This is a genomic window from Exiguobacterium sp. s129 (genome assembly GCF_018617585.1).
Lineage (GTDB): Bacteria > Bacillota > Bacilli > Exiguobacteriales > Exiguobacteriaceae > Exiguobacterium > Exiguobacterium aestuarii_A.
Genome location: NZ_JACSKL010000001.1, coordinates 1 through 20,461 on the forward strand (window position 1 = coordinate 1; position 20,461 = coordinate 20,461).

Below are 20,461 nucleotides of genomic sequence, written 5' to 3' on the forward strand. Positions count from 1 at the left end.
TCTGGACTTTCAATGCCTTTGAATATTTGGTCATAAAAAACACCCCATAAAAGTTGGATTTTCGTGTCCAACTTTTATGGGGCAGTTCAAATTGGCATCTTCTCCACGTTTTGTTAGAGCGTTTCATCTAATTCCCCATTCACACCTTTCGGCATTTCGACGGTACGAGATTGACCGTTCGACAAGGAGTAGTTCACGACGTAAGCCGTCTCTGTCTCCATCACGTTCGAGAACGTGACGCGTGTCCCTGTCTTCGAAAGATGGAACAAGGTGACGAACGAGGTGCCTTTCCCAGTTTTTGTCGAAACGACTTGGTGACGTGGCTTCCATTCGAAATCACGATAGGCGACAAAACTCGGTTCGATTCGCACCGTACCCGTCGAAGCGATTGGTAGTTGAATCATCTGGAGCGTTCGCCCTTCCGCATCACGGAAAAGCATCTCACCTTCACGTTCTTCGACCGGTTCAAGACCGACCCCGAGATGGAAACGTTGCGTGAACGGGACGCGGGCGTCACTTTGAATCGTATCCGCGACGAGCACGGTGCCGTCTAAATCGTGTGCGATGCTTCGCGTATGATGAATCCCTTGCCCCATCAAGTCACTGAATCCACTCGCACGCTGTAATCCATCGACTTCCTCGACCGAGGTGATCCCGCTTTTCCCGATTGTACTCGAATGGAGCGTGAGCTGACGAGATCCCATGTTCACCGTGTTGTGCGCTTCGACACGGACGGCAGTATCTCGCTCCGGTCGGTTCGTGTACCCATATCGTCCGGTCTCGACGATGAAATCGCGTCCGTATCCATACAGGTCGATGCTGAGGTCATCTTGATGTTTATGGGCCGTATTATGGAACCCTGCCGTCATCATGAGCGAGACCGCATCGGCGAGAGGCTCATACTCTCCCCAATGTTCACGCAACACTGCGTATTGCGTATCAAGTTGCTTCACGCGTTCCGTCGGTCGCACCCCTTCCGCTCCTCCCGTCACCGCATAAAGTAGTTCAGGATAGTCGCGCAATGTCGAGATCATCGACGTCGTCCGCGGTTCACCCGTCGTGTCCCCGAAGAGCGGAAGCGTCCGGTTCGGTTTCATCAAATGGACGAGCGTCTCTGGCATTCGTTTGACGGCCTCTAGGCGAGGAGATGTCACGAAGCCGTTCGCCTCGATCCAGCGATTGAAGCGATATAGCATCTCATACGTATACACCTGATATCCTGGTGAATGCTCCAGATGAACGTTGTCAGGACTTAAGGAGTGATCCAACTGTGTCGTCAATCGAGTTGTCGCGAGCTCATTCCAAAAGAATGATTGTTCGAGCTCAGGGAACGTCTGAGCGATATCCGTCAACGCCATGTCTTGGAAGATCCCATGATTGTGTCGTTCCCGATAAAATTTCGCGTCCGCCAAGATTTCACCGTGCCCTTCAATCGTTCGGAGCACACGAGCGCTGAATGCTGCGTCGTTATTTAAAGGAGACTTCTTGTATTGATTCCAAAAGTTGATGAGATGGAACGTACGAATCGCCGTCCCTTGTTGGTGATACGCGTTCGGATAGCGACGATACGCGTCGGTCGGATATTGCTTGACCCAGCTATCGACGAATGCCTTTCCGTAAGCTAAATAGCTCGTGTCTTTCGTGTAGTGATACGCCATCGTCAGTTGGTTCAATACCATCCAGTATTGCACTTGGAACATGAACGACGTCGAATCACCAACAGTGATGTCACGCTCCCAGTCGAACGTATGAATGTCTTCCACGATTTGTTTGCCCGGGGTTGCCCCGATGCGCCACACTCCGTTTATTGCCGAGTCCGCTTGGCTGACGGCTTGCGATTTTGTCAAAAATCCATAGTAATACGGGACCTCACGTCTTTCGACACGCGCCGTATAGTTATGAAGCAATCGTTCGTATTGTCCGTCAGAGACGACTGCTTTCGTCAGAAGTTGAGCCTTTAACGGAATCTCTTGTTTTTTGACGTACGTGCGTCGCCCGTTCACCTCCACTTGATAATAGCCACCGGACACACCGACGACTGTATATTGTTCATTCGGTATCAGTTTCCCGATCGGTTTCATCGTCTTATCCGGCAACAATCGATACACGGTTGTTTCTTTTGATACTTCTGTAAAGAACGGACGTGCCACCTCTTCTGCACCAGCAGAAGTTGTCGTGAGAAGTAGCACCGTGGATAAGAGTGCACCTTTACCATATGTATTCATCCAATACCTCATTTATCTTTTTTTACCATCATACCATGACTAAAAGGGATTTTTTTCAAAAAGAAGAAAAGCGAATTTTTAATCTTACTACGTAACAACAGTTCTCACTAGCCAATCACGTAGCCCATATAAAAAACGCCTATCCCCATTGAATGAGATAGACGTTGAATGTTAGCGTACCGTGACGTAAATCGTCTGTGAACGACCTTTTGGCGTCGTCATCCGGACCGTCAAACGTGTGCCTGATTTTTGAGCTGCCATCGAGACAGATGTCGATTTTGACGTCACCGTCTTCGACGCGAGGAGTGTCGACCCGCGATAGATGGTCACTTTGCCATAATCGATATTGGCGTTCACCGTGACCGAACGTGACGTGCTCGTCGGCGTCGTCACCGTGAACTTCGGCGTCAGCCCCGCCTTCACGTAGACCGTCTGAACGAAACGATACATACCTCGCTTACTGACGAGTGTGACTTTCGACTTGATCGGTTGAGGCGCCAAGTTCATGACGACACGTCCTGTCGATGAACTCTTCCCGCTCGCGATTCGTGTCGAGCCGTTTTGCAACGTGACAGAGCTGTTTGGAAGTACCATACCGATCCATGTTTTTTGTTCGTCATGGAGACGGATGTTACTGAACGTGACTTTCGGTAACGCAAGACGAGTATCTAGCTTTTTGCCTCCACGGACAAGACGAACGAGGACGATGTCCCCAGGTCGTGCCGGAACCGTGAATCGCGTCGAGGAGACCGGCGTCGCCGTCGTGCGTTTTCCGTTGATGTAGAACTGAAGGTCTGCCTTCACGTCACGACGAACGCTCACGACCGTATGTGTCGCCGTCATTGCGACATCTGTCACCTGAAGAATCGTCGGTCCAACTGCAACGACACGATGCTCCGTTGTTGTCGAGCGGTCTCCTACCGTAGCGACAGTACGAATCACGTCACCATCTTGAAGCGCCTTCGGTAACGTCAGCGTGCGACCGTCCCCGACGAACACATCGTTGACATACGTCTTGTACGTAATGCCTTTAGCTGTAGACGCATAGGATAATGTCGTATCACCTGCATTTGGTGTCACCTGGAACGTGAAGGTCGGCTCAGCCCACTCAAAGACAACGAGCTCTTTCTCCACCCCTTCCGTGCCCGCTGGTGCATACGTCACACTGACGCCTTTTGCGAGCGGATCGACTGTTCCCGTCACGCGCGCAATGCCCGAGGCGTCTGCTTGAATCGTGTCGTACCACGAATGGAACTGTTCTTTGACGAAGACGTCAATTTTCCCGTTCGGCACGGTTTTAAACATGACACCCGTTTCGACAGAGTCTCCTAACACCTCAATCGTGTTGGCTTCTGGATTCGGAACCGGTACGGTGAACGTTTGGCGATACACCGCTGTCCTGCTCGCCAGGCTCGTCACCGTGAACGTCGTCCCTGGCGCTAGTCGTTCCGTCGTCATTCGGAATTCACCAGATAACGTCGCTTTCGTTGAATATTGGATCGGTTCTTTTCCGTCTTGATGAACTCGTACCGTCACACCTGCGCGTGGTGCCGTTTGTCCAACGATTTCACCCGCAAGTCCGAACTTACGAATCGAAACGTCCCCAAGATTGTAGGAGAAGAGCGTCCCACTGAACGTTTTCCCCATGTACGTGAGGTCATAGTTGACGTCCGTCACGTACGAAAATACTTGTGGTGAAGTGACTTCATTCGATTTATTCGCTCTTAAGCGCTCAAACGGAATCGTTTCGGTCACCCCGTCCAGATTCGTCGATTTGAACGTTATTGGATATGAGCGGTCGACATATAGGTATGGGTCACCTTCTGTGTTTGCCCCTTTATCCACTTCGAATTCTAGTTGAGTCGGCATTTGTTTATAAGAAGAAAGCGGAATCGTCTGATCCGAGAACGCTAAAACGCCAGGGAATAGCGTCGGGTAGACGATTGGATTATATGTCTTCAATTCTCCAGTTGCAGTATGTAAGACCCCGTACATGCCTTGCGAGTACCAATGTAAGAATCCATCTTCTTCTGCATACTGTACGTTATACCACTCAGGAAGCGCGATCAGTTGTCGGGTTGCCTCAAGGTAGACGTAACCTTGCTCTGGATAAGCGATGACACCGTCAAAGGCGAGCGCTTCCTTATCACGAACTTGAACCTTCACATCAAAGGTTTGAGTCGATTCCGTTTCACCCGTCACTGCGTTCACACGGTCAATCTTCAACAAATCATGTTGTGCCGCAATAACTGTCTGACCATCGGTAGATAACGTGACAGCAGTCCCGAGGTCGGAACGCTTCCAAATGACATCACCTTGAAGATTCGTCATGATCACTTCTGTCCACGTCGCCCACAAAAGTCGATCATGTGCGACGTCCGCTCCGACGATTCGATAATTTTCTGGGACCCAATGCGATGTGATCTGCCCATCAAGGTCGATGATGTAACTGCTCGTTGAGCAAATGCCACATCCGATGGTAACGACGAGATGCTGACCGTCCACACTCATCACAGCATTTTTATCATTGGACCAGTGTAAATCCAATTCGGTCGATAACGGAATGCGTTCCCCCGTCTCCACGTGATAAAGTTCCTTTCCATCCATCGTGATGACGTAAGGACTATTAGAAATTCGATAATGATTCGGAAGCGGCTCACCCGCTTCCACCGAATCAGGCAAACTAAATATAGGAAGAAAAACGGCAAGTAGAAGTGCCCACAGTAATTGTTTCACGTACATTTCCTCTTTTCTTAAAAAAATGGTAAAAGATTAATTTGATGACAATAAAAGTATAATTTGTTTTGTAGAAAAGGGGAATTATTTTTTAGAATAAAAGTAAAAAACCGATAGTGCCGAGGCACTATCGGTTTACAAGATGGCTCCGTCCGAAGACATTGCTCTATTTAACCCTAAGGGAGGGTCAACGATTATTTAGTGATTGTTGCGTTAACAATCACGTTACCTGCTGCGTCAGCCAATTTCGCATCTTTGAACTCAACAGACAAAGTATCAGTCATTGAGAAGTTAGCAGATGTTTTAACTGTAAGTTTGTTACCGTTAACAGCCAATGAAGCTGGTGTAACAGTCACACCGTTCACTTTAACGATGATTCCTTCAGTTGATCCCATTACGTTTTCAGAGAACGATACTGTGAACTCGTTGCTCGCCATAACGTCGATCTTCGTCGCAACTGGTGCCACGTTTTCAGATACTAACAAGAGATCAGAGATCTTCCCGTCTTTAAGCGTGTTGCCTGCAGTTGAAACGAGGTCTTTACCTTCCAAGACATATTTCCCGTTAACAGCTACCGAACCAGCTGGCAACTTCACGTGTACTTCTTTCAAGCTATCTACAAAGTTAAGCTTTGTGCCAGCAGGAAGCGCTGAACCACCGAACGTGTAGTTAGAAGCTTGAAGTGCAGATGTCGTCATGTTCTCGCTGAATGTAAGAACGAGTGTAGACTTCTCAACAACTACAGTACCTGTAACGATTGCTTTGCTTTCTGGTGTAGCAGGAACAAATTTACCTGTGATTGCGTTGAAGTACAATGTTGAAGTCAACGCGTTACCTGAAAGATCTTTGACTGAGTCTTTTGCAACTGTGAAGACGTAAGATGAAGACTCATCGAGGTCAACTGGTACTTTGATTGTGTAAGCTTCAGCACCTTCGATTTTCCCGTTTCCGTCTACATCGACACCTACGTCAGTAGTTTGGTTAACAGGGATTACAACTGGGTTGCTTTGGATGATTCCGTCGATTGACGTGATGCTAAGGTCGCCCTTGAAGTTCACTTTCTCATCGAACGTGAGGTAAACAGCATCTAAATCAGTTGAAGCTGATGTGTTGTCTGCAACAAGAATCTTAGCAGAAGCACCAGTGAATGAAGGAGCCGTTGTATCGCCTTGGATCAATCCAGAGAACGTGTAGTCGTCACCTTTGTTTCCAGCTTTATCTTCGTAACCAGAAACTTTGAATGATGCGTTCAAGAATGTAGCTGTACCAAGAGCAGCTTTAACGTCTGCTGTGTACTTCGTTTTCACGTCTTTATCTTGAACCAAGTTGTAAGAAGCACCGTTTACTGTGAATGTACCAGTAGACTTGAGTTCTTCAGAGAAGTTGAGTGTTACTGTAGTTCCTGATAATGAACCAGAAACAGCTGGTTTCACGTTGTCAACAACTGGTTTTGAAACCATGAAGTTGAGTGCGATTGGGTTTGATACGTTGTACGCGAAGTCTTTAACGCCAACGAGGTCAACGCGGTATGATTTCTCAGCAGTAAGACCTGTGAGTGTAAGTGTTTTGCCATCAGCTGAAAGCGTTCCTGTTGTTTCAACACCGTTTACGCTGACAACACCTGCAGATTTAACTGGCTCAGAGAACATGATCTCAGCAGTTGTACCTTCAGCTTTAACGCCCGCTACAGAAGCAGCTGTCGTGTCAGCAGCAGAGAAGATTGCGTTGTATGCTGCAGTTGTTACTTTAGCATCAGCTTTAGTCTTGATTGGAGCAACAGTCAATTTCGCGTTCGAGACTTTGAGCTCGTCAGCTGAAGTAAGTGTAAGAACCATGCCATCTTCAGAAAGAACTGCAGATGTGAACGATTCACCTTCAAGTGCTACTTTCCCAGCAACGTCATCTTTGTCAACTGGCTTGTTGAACGTAACCTGAAGTTCTTTTGCGTTGAGCGCATCTACGTGTTTAACCATAGCTGCTTCAACAGTGAAGTTTTGAAGATCAGATTTCACTTCGCCAGAAACGAGTTGGAATGAGTGTGTACCAACTGGGAATTGGCCAGAAACTGACAATTTACCTTCTTTAGTAACAGTTGCTTCCTTCACGATAGGAGCTGAAGCAGTGTTTTTGTTAGCGTAAACGTGAAGTTCAACCTTCTCGTCTTCTTTAAGGTTTTTCACGTCAGCGTTTACAGAAAGAACTTCTGTCGCTTGGTTAACTGAAGCAGAGATGTTTTCGAATTCAACTTCTCCAGCAACAACTGTGTAAGTCAAGAATGAAGTGATGCGGTTCCCGTTGTGGTTGTAAGAGATGAGAACTTTTTGCTCGCCTTCATCTTTCGTGTTGTACGTTGAGCTCATTGTGAAGCGCTCAGGAGCTTGTGTGTAAACTTTTCCGTCGCGGTACATAACGCGGATTGATGGCTTCTCGAGTTCAGAACCAGCTTCTACTTCACCAAGATTTTGGTCGAGGATGTAGAGTGGGTAGTTACGAGCGTAAAGTTTCTTGATGTAAGTCTTTCCATCAGAACCTTGACCTTTAACTGTTTGCCATTTGTTGATTGCAGTAACGAGGTGTTTGCCCCATTTGATTTCAACGCCAGCTGGTGTGTTGAGTGCGAGTGCTTCTTTGAACTTCCCGCCGAGTACAACCTCTGCTTTGAGTTCAACTGTTGAAGTTGATGCTTCTGCTGCCATTACTGGTGTAAGGGCTGCTGCCGTCACAGCAAGAGCTGCTGACGCTTTGACTAGCTTGAATGATTTCTTAGCCATCTTGTGTAAATCCTCCCTTTGGTTATGTTACGTGTTTGTCTCTACTCGTCTACGCTGACGCTCCCCCCGCTAAAGATCCTATATGTATACGCCGCTCATACGAATGACTTATGCAACTTGATCGTTTAGGTCTTGAGCTTCATCGAAACGGGTAGGTATTCTTTCAAGAGGTGACCCTTGAACAATTTACCAAGTATGAACTTGGAAAACCTTACATCCATAATATACATAACGCTTCCAGCTAGCACAAGCGTTTTTTTTCGCAAAAATGGGAATGATTTTGAATTTCTCGATATTGGAGATTATTCAATATTAAATTCACCTATTTTACAAATGTCGAAATGCGTCGAAAAAGGGCGAATTTAAGCCATTTATCATTCGTAAATTCATTTATATACATTATTTGTATATTTAAATGAATAATATGGATTTATGTATAATTTCCATGTCTATTTTTTGATTTGTGTATTTTTTGACTTTATTTAATCCTAAATTTTACATTGACCAAACTTTTAAAACCTTTTAAAGGGAATCCCCACTCGTCATCACTCCTCCATTAGACCTATCCATGAAACACAAAAAAGCCGCAGGTGAATGATTCACCTACGGCTAGTAACATATTTCTTCTTATTAATATCCTGCGTATTGAAGCGACTGGATGAAGGCACGCTTCTCGCCAGCAATCAACGCCCACTCCACATCATAGTCGTATCCTTCGATTGTGATGACGATTCGATTCTCTGGACGAACGTGTTGTTTAATGAAAGCAATCATCTTCGCGCTCGGGATAAACCAGTATGATTCTTCTACTGATCCGTCTTCGTACTCATAGTAATCGACATCCCACTCATCGATTGCTTCTGTGTATGTCGCATTCCCTACACGGATGCGAAGCTTATTGAATCCAACCACATCTTCATATTCTGTGTAGTTGCTCAATAAGAACAACATATTCGATTTCGACGGGCGGTCAATGAAGAGCGGCGCAAATGTCTCGTTGTAACGTGTCGAGCCGTCCCATGTGAACACTTCTTTATGGAAGACTGCACGGAATCCTTCATCAGTCACACGATAGAAGTTGTTGAAGAGTGCATGTTGGACCGTCAACGTCTCAGAAGCACTGTAGTTACCAGCACCGTCACGTACCGCGAGGGTCATCTTCTTACCGAGTGGTTGTTTTGGAATCGGGAGTACGAACTTCCCAGTCGACATGACCGGTGCCGAGTATGCTTTTCCGTCAATCGTTACGACAACTGTCGCAAGCGGTTCTGCCGTTCCAGCAATTCCGTTCGATGTCGTCGTCACGGCTTGTGTCAAACGAGCTTTTGCAGGTGCAACTTTGTCAGCAACGACCGTTGTTTGAACGAGTTCACTGAGTGCTCCACTTTTCGCTTTCGCTTGTGCTGATAAAGGCGTTCCTACTTTTTGAAGCGCAATCACGCGACGGTATTGACCGTTCGCATCAAATGATCCGTTGAACGTGCTTCCTCCGACTGTGACCGTCACGCCTACTCCAGGTGCCCCTGTGACAACAATCGCACGTGCCGAGTTATCGACCGTGTTGATGACCGGTGCTTCCGGACGTTGTTCTGGGTCTTCTGCGACGACGACGCTCGTCTCTTCACTTACGTTTCCGCTCGCATCGACGAGACGGACTGTGATCACGCGACCGACAGGCTGTGGTGACATCGTGAAGATCGCTTCCCCAGTTGAACGTACGACACGCTCATATGTTTTGTTTGCGACGAGAATCTCCGCTTTCGTCCCGACTTCTCCTGTGATCTTCAACGAAGTCGACGTGTGAAGTGGTGTTTCTACGACTGGTGCTTCAGGTGCCGTCGTGTCGACGACCGTTTCATTCGTCTCAGCTGCAACGAATGTTGGAGCGAAGCCGCCGAGAACGAGTGTCCCCGCTAAGAATAAAGATAAGTACTTTGGTTGTTTCATGAAAAGATGTTCCTCCTAAATAATGTTTTCTTCAGACAACATCTTTATTTTAATGGATTATTTTAAAAATAGGTACATAATTTTCTATTTTTAATCATATTTTTTAAAAACACAAAAGGATTCCTTATAGAAAAGGAATCCTTTTGTGTCGCGCTGTATGCATACTCGATTACATATTGAAGAATCGTGTATGATTTTTCAGTAATTTCCTATTTTTATCGAACCGTGATTGTTGTGACCGGACTGACCTTCTTCGTCACGTCCTCCACATGAACCATCAGGCGTTCACCTTTCTTCAACGCTCGCGTCTTCACGACATATGTGCCATTCAACGTCACTTTCGATTTTCCGATGACTTGTTTCTTCTGGTCGCGAATGACGACCGTCATCCCAGCCTGAGCTTTACCAGTCACTTGTTTTGCCTTCGCACGCACGGCGTTCACCTGTGCCGTTTTCGGACGGAGTCCTTTCATGACAATGAGCCGCTCGTTCGTACTGAATTTACCATTTGTGTAGAGAGCCGTTAGTACAGCCCCTTCTTGTTGAGGTGCGATCGACATCGTGACTGCACCATTTTTTGAAACGCCAGAACCGATACGCTTCGTCCCGTTATAGAGCGTGACGCGCGTCCCAGATTTGACTTTAGCCGAGAAGACTGGCGCATTGTCATACACTCGATTCGGTTTCGGTGCGAGTTGGAGCATCGACTCGGCGCGATAGACATCGACTTTCCCGTATCCGCTCACGACGTCATAGTACGGAAGGAGAGGACGTTCTAACTCATCGAGCACATACTGCAATCCATCTTCCATTCGTGGGTCACTTGGTGCGTCGCCACCCGAGAACGCGAGAGGTTGTGCCGTACGGCGAAGGATCGAACGTGCCCCTTCGACCGTCATGTTCGGATGCTGTGATTTCAAGAGAGCAACAGCAGCCGCGACGTGTGGTGTCGCCATGCTCGTCCCGTCCATATAAACGACGTTTCCGTCTGGAACAAGACTCGCCACTTTAGAACCTGGTGCGACGACATCGACATCAATCCCATAGTTTGAGTAATCTGAGACGATTCCGAACGAGTTCGTTGCCCCGACTGAAATCGTGTATTTCGAAGACGCCGGATAAGACACACGTGACTGTCCGTCATTCCCCGTCGCCGCCACGATGATGACACCACGGTCATGTGCATACTTCAACATATATCCGAGTGTACGGCTCTCATTTCCACCGAGGCTCATGTTGATGACTTTCGCCCCAGCGTCGACCGCGTACTTGATTCCCAGTGCGATTTGATCCGTATCCCCATAACCACCCGCATCGAGAACTTTGACAGGTAAGATCGAGACGTTCGGAACGATCCCACGCATCGAGACACCGTTGTCTCGAATAGCACCGATGACACCAGCGACATGCGTGCCGTGCCCATGGTCATCAATCGCGTCGCCTTCCCCGTTCGGGTCGACAAAGTTCTTCGCGTTGGCGATATCGACCTTCCCTTGTAAATCGAGCAGACGATGGTCGATTCCTGTATCGAGAACGGCCACTTTCACGGCACGTCCCGGTAATCGTAACGATTCATAGCGATCAAGACCGATTCCCGCATCCTGGAACGGTTTGAGAATCGACTTCGAATTGATGGCCCATTGGTAATCGAGACTCACATCCGTTGCGAACGATTTGTACGTCTGGACCGGTTCGATGTATTCCACGTTCTGATCTGATTCGAGTGTCGACTTCGCTTGTGCCTGCATCTTCGTAGAAGCTTCCTCTACATCGACGAGCGCAAAGTAATCCGATGGCGAACCGATCGCGATTCGCTCAGCCGACACGTTATTCATCGCATTCATCTTGCCAAGAGACTTACTCGGTGACGATTTATATTTGACGATATAACGCGGTGCGTCTTGACCGTCTGTTTGAATCGTCATGCCGATTTTCCCAAAGAGATCGGATACGGGTGTTCCTGCGAGCGAGTCCATTTCGAGCGCTGTCGCAATTTCACCAATCTCACTTTGGAGCGCCGTCGGAACGCTTCCATCAACAAGTGAATGGAGACGTTTGATTGCCGCTGCATCTTGCGTCTTCAGCGTGTAGTCCTTTTTGTCGACAAGCGCCGTCAACAATGGACGGAGTGTCTTCAAGTCTGTGAGTGCCGCTTTTCGTTTTTCCCCATCAAACGTGATGGCTTTGACGATGTAAGGCGAGGCACGGTAGTAAAGCGCTGATAAGTCACGACCTTCTTGTGATTTGCCGAGTACTTCTGACTGCACACGACGGATGAGTTTGAGCATCGAGTCACGCTCTGGTACCGGTTGTACGATCGATTCGACGGCACACATGTCACCACCGACTTCTTCGTACTTCACTGGAAGTTTAACCGGATTGACGACGAGCTTGATGTCTGAAGCGAACATCGAGAGATCCGGTGCTGGCGGCTCTTCACCCTCTCCTGGTTCTCCTTCTGTCGGTTCTTCCCCTTCTATTGGTTCTTCACCGACTGGCATCTCTTCTGCCGGAATATCCATCATCCCGTCACCGAGGTCCATCGGCATATACTCGACCTTGATGTAGTATGGACCTTCCCAAGCGAATGGGAACGGGACCTTGGCCGTCTGTTCTCCCTCTTCTTTCGTTGCACTCGCGCGATAGCGATCGAACGTCTCATCTTTCGCCGCCATCTCGGCGTTCGGATAGATGCTGATGTTCGCGAGTTTGGAAGATTCGAACGTGACTTCCATATGTGTCATCGCTGACGCGACACGTTCCATCTTGAACCAATACGTGTTGACCGGTTCGATTTCGGTCGTGAACTCGACCGCCTCTCCTGGATTGAGTAAGGTGGCCTCCTTCATGCCTTCCCCTTTGTCGGCTGACACCGGTGGAAGGAACGACAGGACGAGGACGAGGATTGTCATCATCGCCAAGAACTGCTTGAATCTCGTTTTCATAGTTTCCCCTCTTTCATTTCGTCTTGGAGTATATGCTCCAAATCGTTCTACGGAATATATCGGTTAATGTTTCAAAAGTGTAACAAAAATGTTTCGACAATGTTTCGACAAGTAAATCTGCTCAAAAAAAGACACCTCTTTTTCAAGAAGTGTCTACACATTATTCGTTGATCATCGTCGCTTGACCGCCTTGCCATAGCCAGTCATCGCCTTCTTTTATATACAAATGGAGCGCCCAAAAGCGTCCTTCGTATGCATTCGTTCCTAGAATAAACCGTTCTTCGAGCAAGACTTTCACGATTGCGAGGTCCGTTGTCACGGTTTCATCGAACGTCACCGTTTCTTGGGCAATCCATTGAATCGCAGTCGGGTCGACGTATTGATCGAGGAAAGTCTCTTTATCAAACTGACGTCCGCTCGAGTCGACATACCGAAACGAGTCATGCATCAAGTCACGCATCGCGTCGAGGTCACCTGCGACTTGTTTCGTCGCGCGGTCGTCAGAAAGTTGTTTCATGTTGAGTGTCTCCATCGGTGCACCTTCCTTTCACCATCCATCATAGCATAATTTATCTATTTTCAAATGTCTGTCGCGTTTTGAGTCTTGACAAGAAAGCTTCATCCCGTTAAAGTAACGATAACATTCATACGAACTCGCGATGAGAAAGAAGAGTAGCGCGAAGGGACGTCTCCAGAAAGCCGGTGGTCGATGCGAACCGGTGTCGTGCCTTGCGTGAATGGGCTTTTGAGCGTTCAGACCGACATGTAGGCTCTGACGGGTCCTCCCGTTATCGGGGACAGCGAATGATGGTTCGCGATGAGTGGGAAGACAAGGCGTCTTTCAACGAAGGTGGCAACACGGGGAATCTCCTCGTCCTTCATGTCCAATCGGGCATGTGGGACGGGGAGATTTTTTAGTTTAAGGAGGAGATTTCGATGCAACAACTGATCATCAATGGCGACGAATTGACACCGGTGGCAATCTTTCACCGTCTGCAAGGTGAACGTAAGGTCCTGCTCGAGAGTCGGGCGGAAGGCAAGCACGGCCGCTATTCCATCATCGCGTCGAATCCGGTCGAGACAATCCGTGTCGATGGGAACGACGTGACAGATTCGACCGGCACCATCTATGCGGACGATCCGCTCCACGCCTTATCTGAACGCATCACATGTGAAGATATCACTGCACCGTATCCGTTCATCGGGGGTGCCGTCGGCTATATCGGATATGATTTACTCCGAGTATATGAACCGATTCCGAACACGCCGACCGAGACACGTAATTTACCGGACGCCCTCTTCCAGCGCTATGAAACGGTCGTCTTATACGACCATCTCGAAGAACAGGTCGTCTTGATCGATACGAGCGAGACCGATGCGACCGAGCGACTCGAGTCCATTCGTGAACAGCTCGAAACACCGGAGACACACGCCCTTGAACCGGTCGTTCGGACGAGCGAACAGCTTTTGACGACAAAAGACGAGTTTATCGACCGTGTCCTTCAGGCGAAAGAGGCAATCCTCGCCGGAGAAGTGTTCCAACTCGTCTTGTCACAACGCATCGATGCCACATTTACCGGTGACCCGTTCCACTTTTACCGGACGCTCCGCAAACAAAACCCGAGCCCGTACTTGTTCTACATCGACCTCGGGGAAGCCATCGTCCTCGGCGCCTCACCTGAGAGTCTCGTCCGTGTCGAAGACGGCAAAGTGACGACGAACCCGATCGCCGGCACACGTCCACGTGGAAAGACGGTCGAGGAAGATATGCGTCACGCGGAGTCGCTTCTTCAGGACGAGAAAGAACTCGCCGAACACCGGATGCTTCTCGACCTCGGACGGAACGATATCGGTCGTGTCGCTAAAGTCGGCACAGTCACGATCCCGAAACACATCGAGCTCGAACGGTTCAAAAATGTGATGCATCTCGTCTCCGAAGTCGAAGGTGAACTGCGGACAGATGTGACACCGATCGATGCGCTCCGCGCCTGTCTTCCAGCCGGTACCGTTTCGGGTGCCCCAAAGATTCGGGCGATGCAACTCATTGACGAGCTCGAGACGGTCAAGCGCGAAGTGTATGCCGGGGCGGTCGGCTATCTCGACATCCGGGGTGGATTCGACTTTGCTCTCGCCATCCGGACGATGGTCATCCAAGGTGACACGGCCCACGTCCAAGCTGGTGCCGGCATTGTCTATGATTCGGACCCCGTATCAGAATACGAAGAAACGCTGCATAAAGCCAAATCCCTTTTGGAGGTGTTCGCATGATTCTCCTCATCGATAATTACGATTCGTTCACGTATAACGTCTATCAGGACGTCGCCCGATTCAGTGACGTCTGCGTAATTCGGAATGATGAACATACTATAGAAGAAATCCGTCGCATGAACCCAAGTGGAATCATTCTTTCTCCAGGTCCGGGTGGTCCAAAAGATGCTGGTGTCTCCCTCGCGGTCGTTCGACAATTGTCCGGGTACGTCCCGATTCTCGGGGTCTGTCTCGGGCATCAGGTTATAGCGGAGGCGTTCGGTGGTGTCGTCGGTCGGGCGAACGAGGTCATGCATGGGAAAGTGTCGCGCATCAATACGTCACCGGGCGTCTTATTCGAAGGCTTGTCGATGGATGTCATGCGCTACCACTCTCTCGTCGTACAAGAGACGGATTTGATTGTCACGGCAGAGACGACAGATGGTGTCATCATGGCACTCGAACATCCGACCCATCCGACGTATGGCGTCCAGTTCCATCCTGAGTCGATTGGGACACCAGATGGTCGCAGTATCTTTGAACGTTTCGTCCAGCTGTGCACGAAAAAACCGGGGCGCATGTCCCCGGTTTGAGTGTCAGCCTAAAAAGTCTTCACGCTGAAAATCGTGCTTGTCGATTTTGATGTTGTCACAGGCTACCCCGTTCGTCCGGAGCACGTGAATCGTTTCGCGTAACAGTTCGTCACTGCCGACGACATAGAATAATCCATCTTGATCGGCAGCCAACGCTTCAATTCGTTCATAGTAGTCTTTCCGACTCGGCACAAACTCGGACGTGAAGCGTTCGTTTGATTCGAAGACGTCACCAAACAGATACGCTTTCGACGAATCGACGTTCAATGAATAAAGATGCGGGACACCTTCCCCGTTCGCCAAGTACTCGAGGACGATCGGACGGAATGTCGCGAGTCCGACACCGGCCGACAACAGATAGACGTTCTTTCCACTCCGTTCGAGCGGGACGTTCGAATGTGTCTTGAACAAGGCGACCTTGTCCCCAGGTACCATGTCCCGAAGAATGGATTTGAATGGTGAGCATTCTGACTTGATGCGAGTCGTGATGCCGATTGCCCCTTCGTGCGGCAATGTGGAGATCGACATATGGCGGACGAGGCTTCGGTTCGGCTTGTCCCCGGCGTTAAATCCTTCGAGTGCGAGATGCGTATGCGCCCCTTCTTGCCACGTGAACTCAGGTGGCAAGGCGAGATGGAACGTGTATGTATCGGGTGCTTCGTTTACCACTTTTGTGATGGGTGTCCAATCAATTTTCATGTGAATTCTCCCTTTCGTTAATACACCGCAATCGGCCCGTACGGCCCTTCGATGATTTCGAGTTTCGTCTCAAAAATATCCGATAAAATCTTTGCGTCCATAATCTCATCGACCGTTCCGAATGCAGCGATTTGCCCGTCCTTCATCGCACAGATGCGATCCGAATATTTCGCCGCGAAATTGATATCATGGAGCACCGTGACAATCGTCCGACCAAACTCGTCCGCGACGTGGCGCAAATATTCCATCATCTGCACTGAACGAGCGATATCTAAGTTATTGAGCGGCTCATCGAGGAGGACGTATTCCGTTTCCTGACAGAGTACCATCGCCACATATGCACGCTGACGCTGACCACCTGACAGTTCGTCGAGATAGCGATTCTCGAGAGCGGTTAAGTCGAGGAAGTCGATATATTTCGAGATGATCGCCTCGTCCTCTTTCGTCAATCTCCCTTTTGAATACGGGAATCGACCGAATCCGGCGAGTTGCCGGACCGTGAGCCGCGTCACGAAATGGTTCTCTTGACGAAGAATCGTGATGATTTTCGCCAAGTCTTTCGACTTCGTGCTCGACACATCCATCCCGGCGACTTGAATCTGTCCCTCATCTAAGTTGAGTAACCGTCCAATCATCATGAGCGTCGTCGACTTCCCTGCCCCGTTCGGTCCAATGAGTGAGGTGAACCCGGCTTTGGGGATGTCGAGCGTGAGCGGTCCGATGTGGACGTCGTCTGTATACGATTTTTTGACTTGTTCGATTTGAATCATAGCGACCTCTTCCTTAAGATGACGGCCAAGAAGATGAGTCCGCCGAACAGTTCGATGATGACGGAGACGACACTTGGCGTCTGGAATATGTGATACATGAAGAAATACGCGCTCGTCAGGACGAAGAACCCTAGGGCGAACGCCATCGGGAAGACGTATTTATGATCATACGTCGAGGCGACCTGATAGCTGAGCGTCGCGACTAAAAATCCGAAGAACGTGAGCGGTCCGATGAGTGCCGTCGACACCGACATCAAAAGCGAGATGAGAACGAGCGTATAGATGACGCTTCTCCGATGATTCACGCCGAACGTCGTCGCAACGTCCTTACCAAGTGCAACGATATTCAAACGATTCGAAAACAGGAACAACAGCGTCCCGGCGATGACAACGATTGGAATGACGATGGGAAAGTAGGACACGTCAGCATTCGTCACCGAACCGAACAGTCGCGCCTGAAGGATGTCGAACTCGGACGGTGCGAGCATGCGGCGCATGAATGACGACACCGAGTTCAGTCCTGTCCCGATGATAATCCCAACGAGCAACATGAGCTGAAGGTTCGCATATTTCCCCGATAAGAGCCATCCGTATAAGAGAAGACTCATCGTCACCATGAGCCCGACTTGCGTCAAGAAGGCGCCTGTTCCAGAAAATCCGATTAACGCCCCTGCCCCGAAGAAGAACACCATGCTCGTCTGGATCGTCGAGTAGAGCGCATCGAATCCGAGAAGCGATGGTGTGATAATTCGGTTGTTCGTCACGGAATGAAACGCGACCGTTGCAAGACTTTGACACAGTGCCGCGATGAGCATCGTCACAATGGCGACGATTCGCCGTTCGACGACCGGAACGAATGACGGCGAGTCCATCGGGACCGGGTTGTTGTAAAGGAGAAGACCGAGCGCGCACAAGAGTCCCCCGAGAATAAAAGAACTTAAAAAGAGCCAGTAGCGACGTGCCGCTCGTTTCGATTGAAACGCAGAAGCATGACGTTCTTCTGTCAATGCCCCGACGTTCACTTCAACACCGTCTCGTTCAATGACTGTACTCATCGAACCCCTCCCTTTTTTACGTTGCCGCAATAAAATCATGATGAAGACGAACGCACCGACCGTGCCGAGAATAAGCGAGACTGGGAGCTCGAACGGCATGATGATTGTCCGCGAAATCAAGTCACTCACGAGAATCGCACCCATCCCGACGAGACAGACCCACGGCAGATTGCTGCGTAAATCATCCCCACGAAACATCGAAACGAGGTTCGGGACGATGAGGCCAAGGAACGGTAAATTCCCGATGACCGTCGCCACGACCCCGACCGACAAGGCGATGAGTCCGGTCGCGATCATCATCAATTGGTTATAGTTCACACCGAGACTCGTCGCGATGTCTTCCCCGAGACCGGCGAGCGTCAAGCGGTTCGCCAGCAAAAAGATGAGTACCGTCACGACGATAATGACCCACAAATATTCATAACGCCCGATTTGTACCGAAGCGAACGACCCGACGAACCAGCCCTCGATCGCCTGACTGGCTCGGAAGAATAGACCGAGGAACGTCGAGATGGCAGAGATGACCGCCCCTAGCATAAGTCCGATAATTGGGACGATGAGTGACGAGCGGAGTTTGACCGAACGTAAGAACCAAAAGAACACCATCGTTCCGATGAACGAAAAGACGATTGCTCCGGTCATGCGCATCATGAGGCTCGGTGCCGGAACGAGCAAGTACACGGTAAGTAAGCCTAACCCTGCCCATTCAAGCGTTCCCGTTGTCGTCGGTTCGACGAGTCGGTTTTGCGTGATGAGCTGCATGACGAGTCCCGCCATCGCCATCGCCGCTCCCGTCAGCATGAGCGCGACCGTACGAGGGACGCGGGTGATCCAAAACATATCGAAGCCGTCTGTCCGAGATAAGTCATATACGCCTGTAAAGAGTGACAGCACCGCTAAACCGAGGACAATGATAGCGGTGAATACGAACGACTTCGTCCACAATTTAGAAAAGGAGGGCTGAGACATCGTCTCAACCCTGGCTGTCAACGGTTTTTGCATAATCGAACCTTACTTCGTGAGTGCTTCCGCGACACTGTTGAAGAATTCCGAATACGTTTGAATCGATTCGTTCAAGTACGTGTCTTTCGGCGCGTAAACGATTTGGTCTTCTGTCACAGCCGTCGTCTTTTGAAGGGCAGGTGCGTTATCGATGACGTCCTCTGCCGGTACCGCTCCTTCTGCGTCACCGAGTGGCGCGTCACGGTCTAGGACGAACAACCAGTCCGGGTTGCTTTCTGCGATGGCTTCAACAGATACTTCATCGCCTTCATGGTCACCCGTCGTCTTCTCGACTTCAAGTGCTGGTACCCATCCGAAGATATCGTACATCGGTCCGAACACGCGTCCCGTCACCGGTGCTGAGAATCCGATGTCTCCTCCTGATACGATGACAGACATGATTGTGTCTTCTCCGTTATACGCTGCTTTTGCATCTTCGATTGACTTGTCGAGGTCAGCGACGATTTGTGCTGCATCTTCGTTCTTGTCAAAGATTTGACCGAGCGTGAGTGTCGTGTCTTTCAATCCTTTAACCAAGATCTCACCCGGTGTCCCTGCATCTTCTGGGATTTCAATGTTCAAGTCGATGACCGCTGCTTCTGGTACCAACTTTTTGATGTCTTCGTAGTAATCCGCGAAACGTTGACCGACGATGACGACGTCCGGGTCCACTCCCGCAATCGCCTCTAAGTTCGGTTCAAAGTGCATACCGACGTCTGCGATGTCTTTGTCTGATGCATATGGTGACTCCGCTGGAAGGAGTCCGATTGGTGCCGCCACCAAATCGATGTCCCACGCTGCTAATGTTTCGAATGTACGGTTATCAAGGGCGACGACTTTCTCCGGATTGACCGGTACCTCGATTGTGCCGTGTGCGTCTGTAATCTCGACTGTTTCTGTTTTTGTTGCACCGTCGACGTTCTCTTCTTGCTTCGTCTCACTCGTTCCGCCACATGCGGCAAGTACGAAGACGAGCAACGTCAACATGAGTGAAAGTTTAAATTTCCCCACTTCATCCATCTCCTCTGTATGTAAGTTTCAATGATCCTCTCACCAAAAACGAGCCATGTTGGTTATGTATGTCTCTTTTTCTTTCTCGTTATCAGTGATAATGATTATCATTGTCGTTTTCATCAAGTAGCATATCAAACAAAAAAAGGATACGCAACGCCAATTTGACAAGATTCGGATAGGAAAATTTTTCTTTCTATAGATGCACGCACAAAAAAAGAAAATGGAAAGATCCATTTTCTCAAACCAAATAATAGAGTAGACCATTTGTGAAATAGTCGAGAACGTCGAGTAACGTGAAAAAGAGCGCAGCAATCAAATAGATGATTCGTTCATCTCGTTCCAAGCGTCTCCACATGAACAGCAGAATCACCAATCCAATTGGTCCAAAAATCAGACAACCAATCAAAAACGGGACTGCTTGAGCCACAAAAGGTAATTTTTTCTCGTTTTCAGTCAT

General features: G+C 49.2%; 13 protein-coding genes, 1 pseudogene and 1 other annotated feature. Of the genes and pseudogenes, 2 read left to right on the forward strand and 12 right to left on the reverse strand.

What is annotated here, in order from left to right; all coding sequences use genetic code 11:
* Window positions 1–113 precede the first annotated feature (113 nt).
* The 6 genes from KNO92_RS00005 to KNO92_RS00030 form a co-directional block, all read right to left on the reverse strand.
* Complete coding sequence (locus KNO92_RS00005) at window positions 114–2,225, reverse strand: heparinase II/III family protein (protein WP_214759588.1); 2,112 nt, start codon at window positions 2,223–2,225, stop codon at window positions 114–116.
* Window positions 2,226–2,396: 171 nt separating this feature from the next.
* A complete protein-coding gene (locus KNO92_RS00010; RefSeq protein WP_214759590.1) occupies window positions 2,397–4,961 on the reverse strand; it encodes an immunoglobulin domain-containing protein in 2,565 nt (854 codons plus the stop codon).
* Between the two features lie 194 nt (window positions 4,962–5,155).
* Entirely contained in the window at window positions 5,156–7,732 is a 2,577-nt protein-coding gene (locus tag KNO92_RS00015; RefSeq protein ID WP_214759592.1) for an Ig-like domain-containing protein, read from the reverse strand.
* 630 nt (window positions 7,733–8,362) lie between these two features.
* Entirely contained in the window at window positions 8,363–9,679 is a 1,317-nt protein-coding gene (locus KNO92_RS00020; RefSeq protein ID WP_214759594.1) for an Ig-like domain-containing protein, read from the reverse strand.
* Between the two features lie 215 nt (window positions 9,680–9,894).
* On the reverse strand, window positions 9,895–12,624 hold the full coding sequence (locus tag KNO92_RS00025) for a S8 family peptidase (RefSeq protein WP_214759596.1): 2,730 nt from the start codon (window positions 12,622–12,624) through the stop codon (window positions 9,895–9,897).
* A 160-nt stretch (window positions 12,625–12,784) separates the two neighbouring features.
* Window positions 12,785–13,156 carry a nuclear transport factor 2 family protein gene (locus tag KNO92_RS00030; RefSeq protein WP_251126070.1) on the reverse strand — a complete coding sequence of 124 codons (372 nt, stop codon included), beginning with the start codon at window positions 13,154–13,156 and terminating at the stop codon, window positions 12,785–12,787.
* A gap of 118 nt (window positions 13,157–13,274) precedes the next feature.
* Window positions 13,275–13,506 (forward strand) — a binding site (T-box leader).
* A gap of 54 nt (window positions 13,507–13,560) precedes the next feature.
* Here KNO92_RS00030 and trpE point away from each other — a divergent pair.
* Both trpE and KNO92_RS00040 read left to right on the forward strand, forming a co-directional pair.
* Complete coding sequence (trpE, locus tag KNO92_RS00035) at window positions 13,561–14,892, forward strand: anthranilate synthase component I (RefSeq protein WP_214694062.1); 1,332 nt, start codon at window positions 13,561–13,563, stop codon at window positions 14,890–14,892.
* Window positions 14,889–15,464 carry an anthranilate synthase component II gene (locus KNO92_RS00040; RefSeq protein ID WP_214694064.1) on the forward strand — a complete coding sequence of 192 codons (576 nt, stop codon included), beginning with the start codon at window positions 14,889–14,891 and terminating at the stop codon, window positions 15,462–15,464. The genes trpE and KNO92_RS00040 overlap by 4 nt, the downstream gene beginning before the upstream one ends.
* 3 nt (window positions 15,465–15,467) lie before the next feature.
* Here the strand turns inward: KNO92_RS00040 and KNO92_RS00045 are convergent, their stop codons facing one another.
* From KNO92_RS00045 to KNO92_RS00070, 6 genes and pseudogenes are all read right to left on the reverse strand, one after another.
* Window positions 15,468–16,163, reverse strand: a complete 696-nt coding sequence (locus KNO92_RS00045) for a ferredoxin--NADP reductase (RefSeq protein ID WP_214759598.1) — start codon at window positions 16,161–16,163, stop codon at window positions 15,468–15,470.
* A gap of 17 nt (window positions 16,164–16,180) precedes the next feature.
* Entirely contained in the window at window positions 16,181–16,933 is a 753-nt protein-coding gene (locus KNO92_RS00050) for an iron ABC transporter ATP-binding protein (RefSeq protein WP_012727166.1), read from the reverse strand.
* Window positions 16,930–17,988 (reverse strand): iron chelate uptake ABC transporter family permease subunit, encoded by a 1,059-nt coding sequence (locus KNO92_RS00055; protein ID WP_214759979.1) that lies wholly within the window; start codon window positions 17,986–17,988, stop codon window positions 16,930–16,932. The genes KNO92_RS00050 and KNO92_RS00055 overlap by 4 nt, the downstream gene beginning before the upstream one ends.
* Before the next feature lie 6 nt (window positions 17,989–17,994).
* Window positions 17,995–18,990: pseudogene (locus KNO92_RS00060) on the reverse strand (ABC transporter permease); the annotation flags it as partial.
* A 9-nt stretch (window positions 18,991–18,999) separates the two neighbouring features.
* Window positions 19,000–20,010, reverse strand: a complete 1,011-nt coding sequence (locus KNO92_RS00065; protein WP_214759601.1) for a siderophore ABC transporter substrate-binding protein — start codon at window positions 20,008–20,010, stop codon at window positions 19,000–19,002.
* A gap of 232 nt (window positions 20,011–20,242) precedes the next feature.
* Window positions 20,243–20,461, reverse strand: a complete 219-nt coding sequence (locus KNO92_RS00070; protein ID WP_214759602.1) for a hypothetical protein — start codon at window positions 20,459–20,461, stop codon at window positions 20,243–20,245.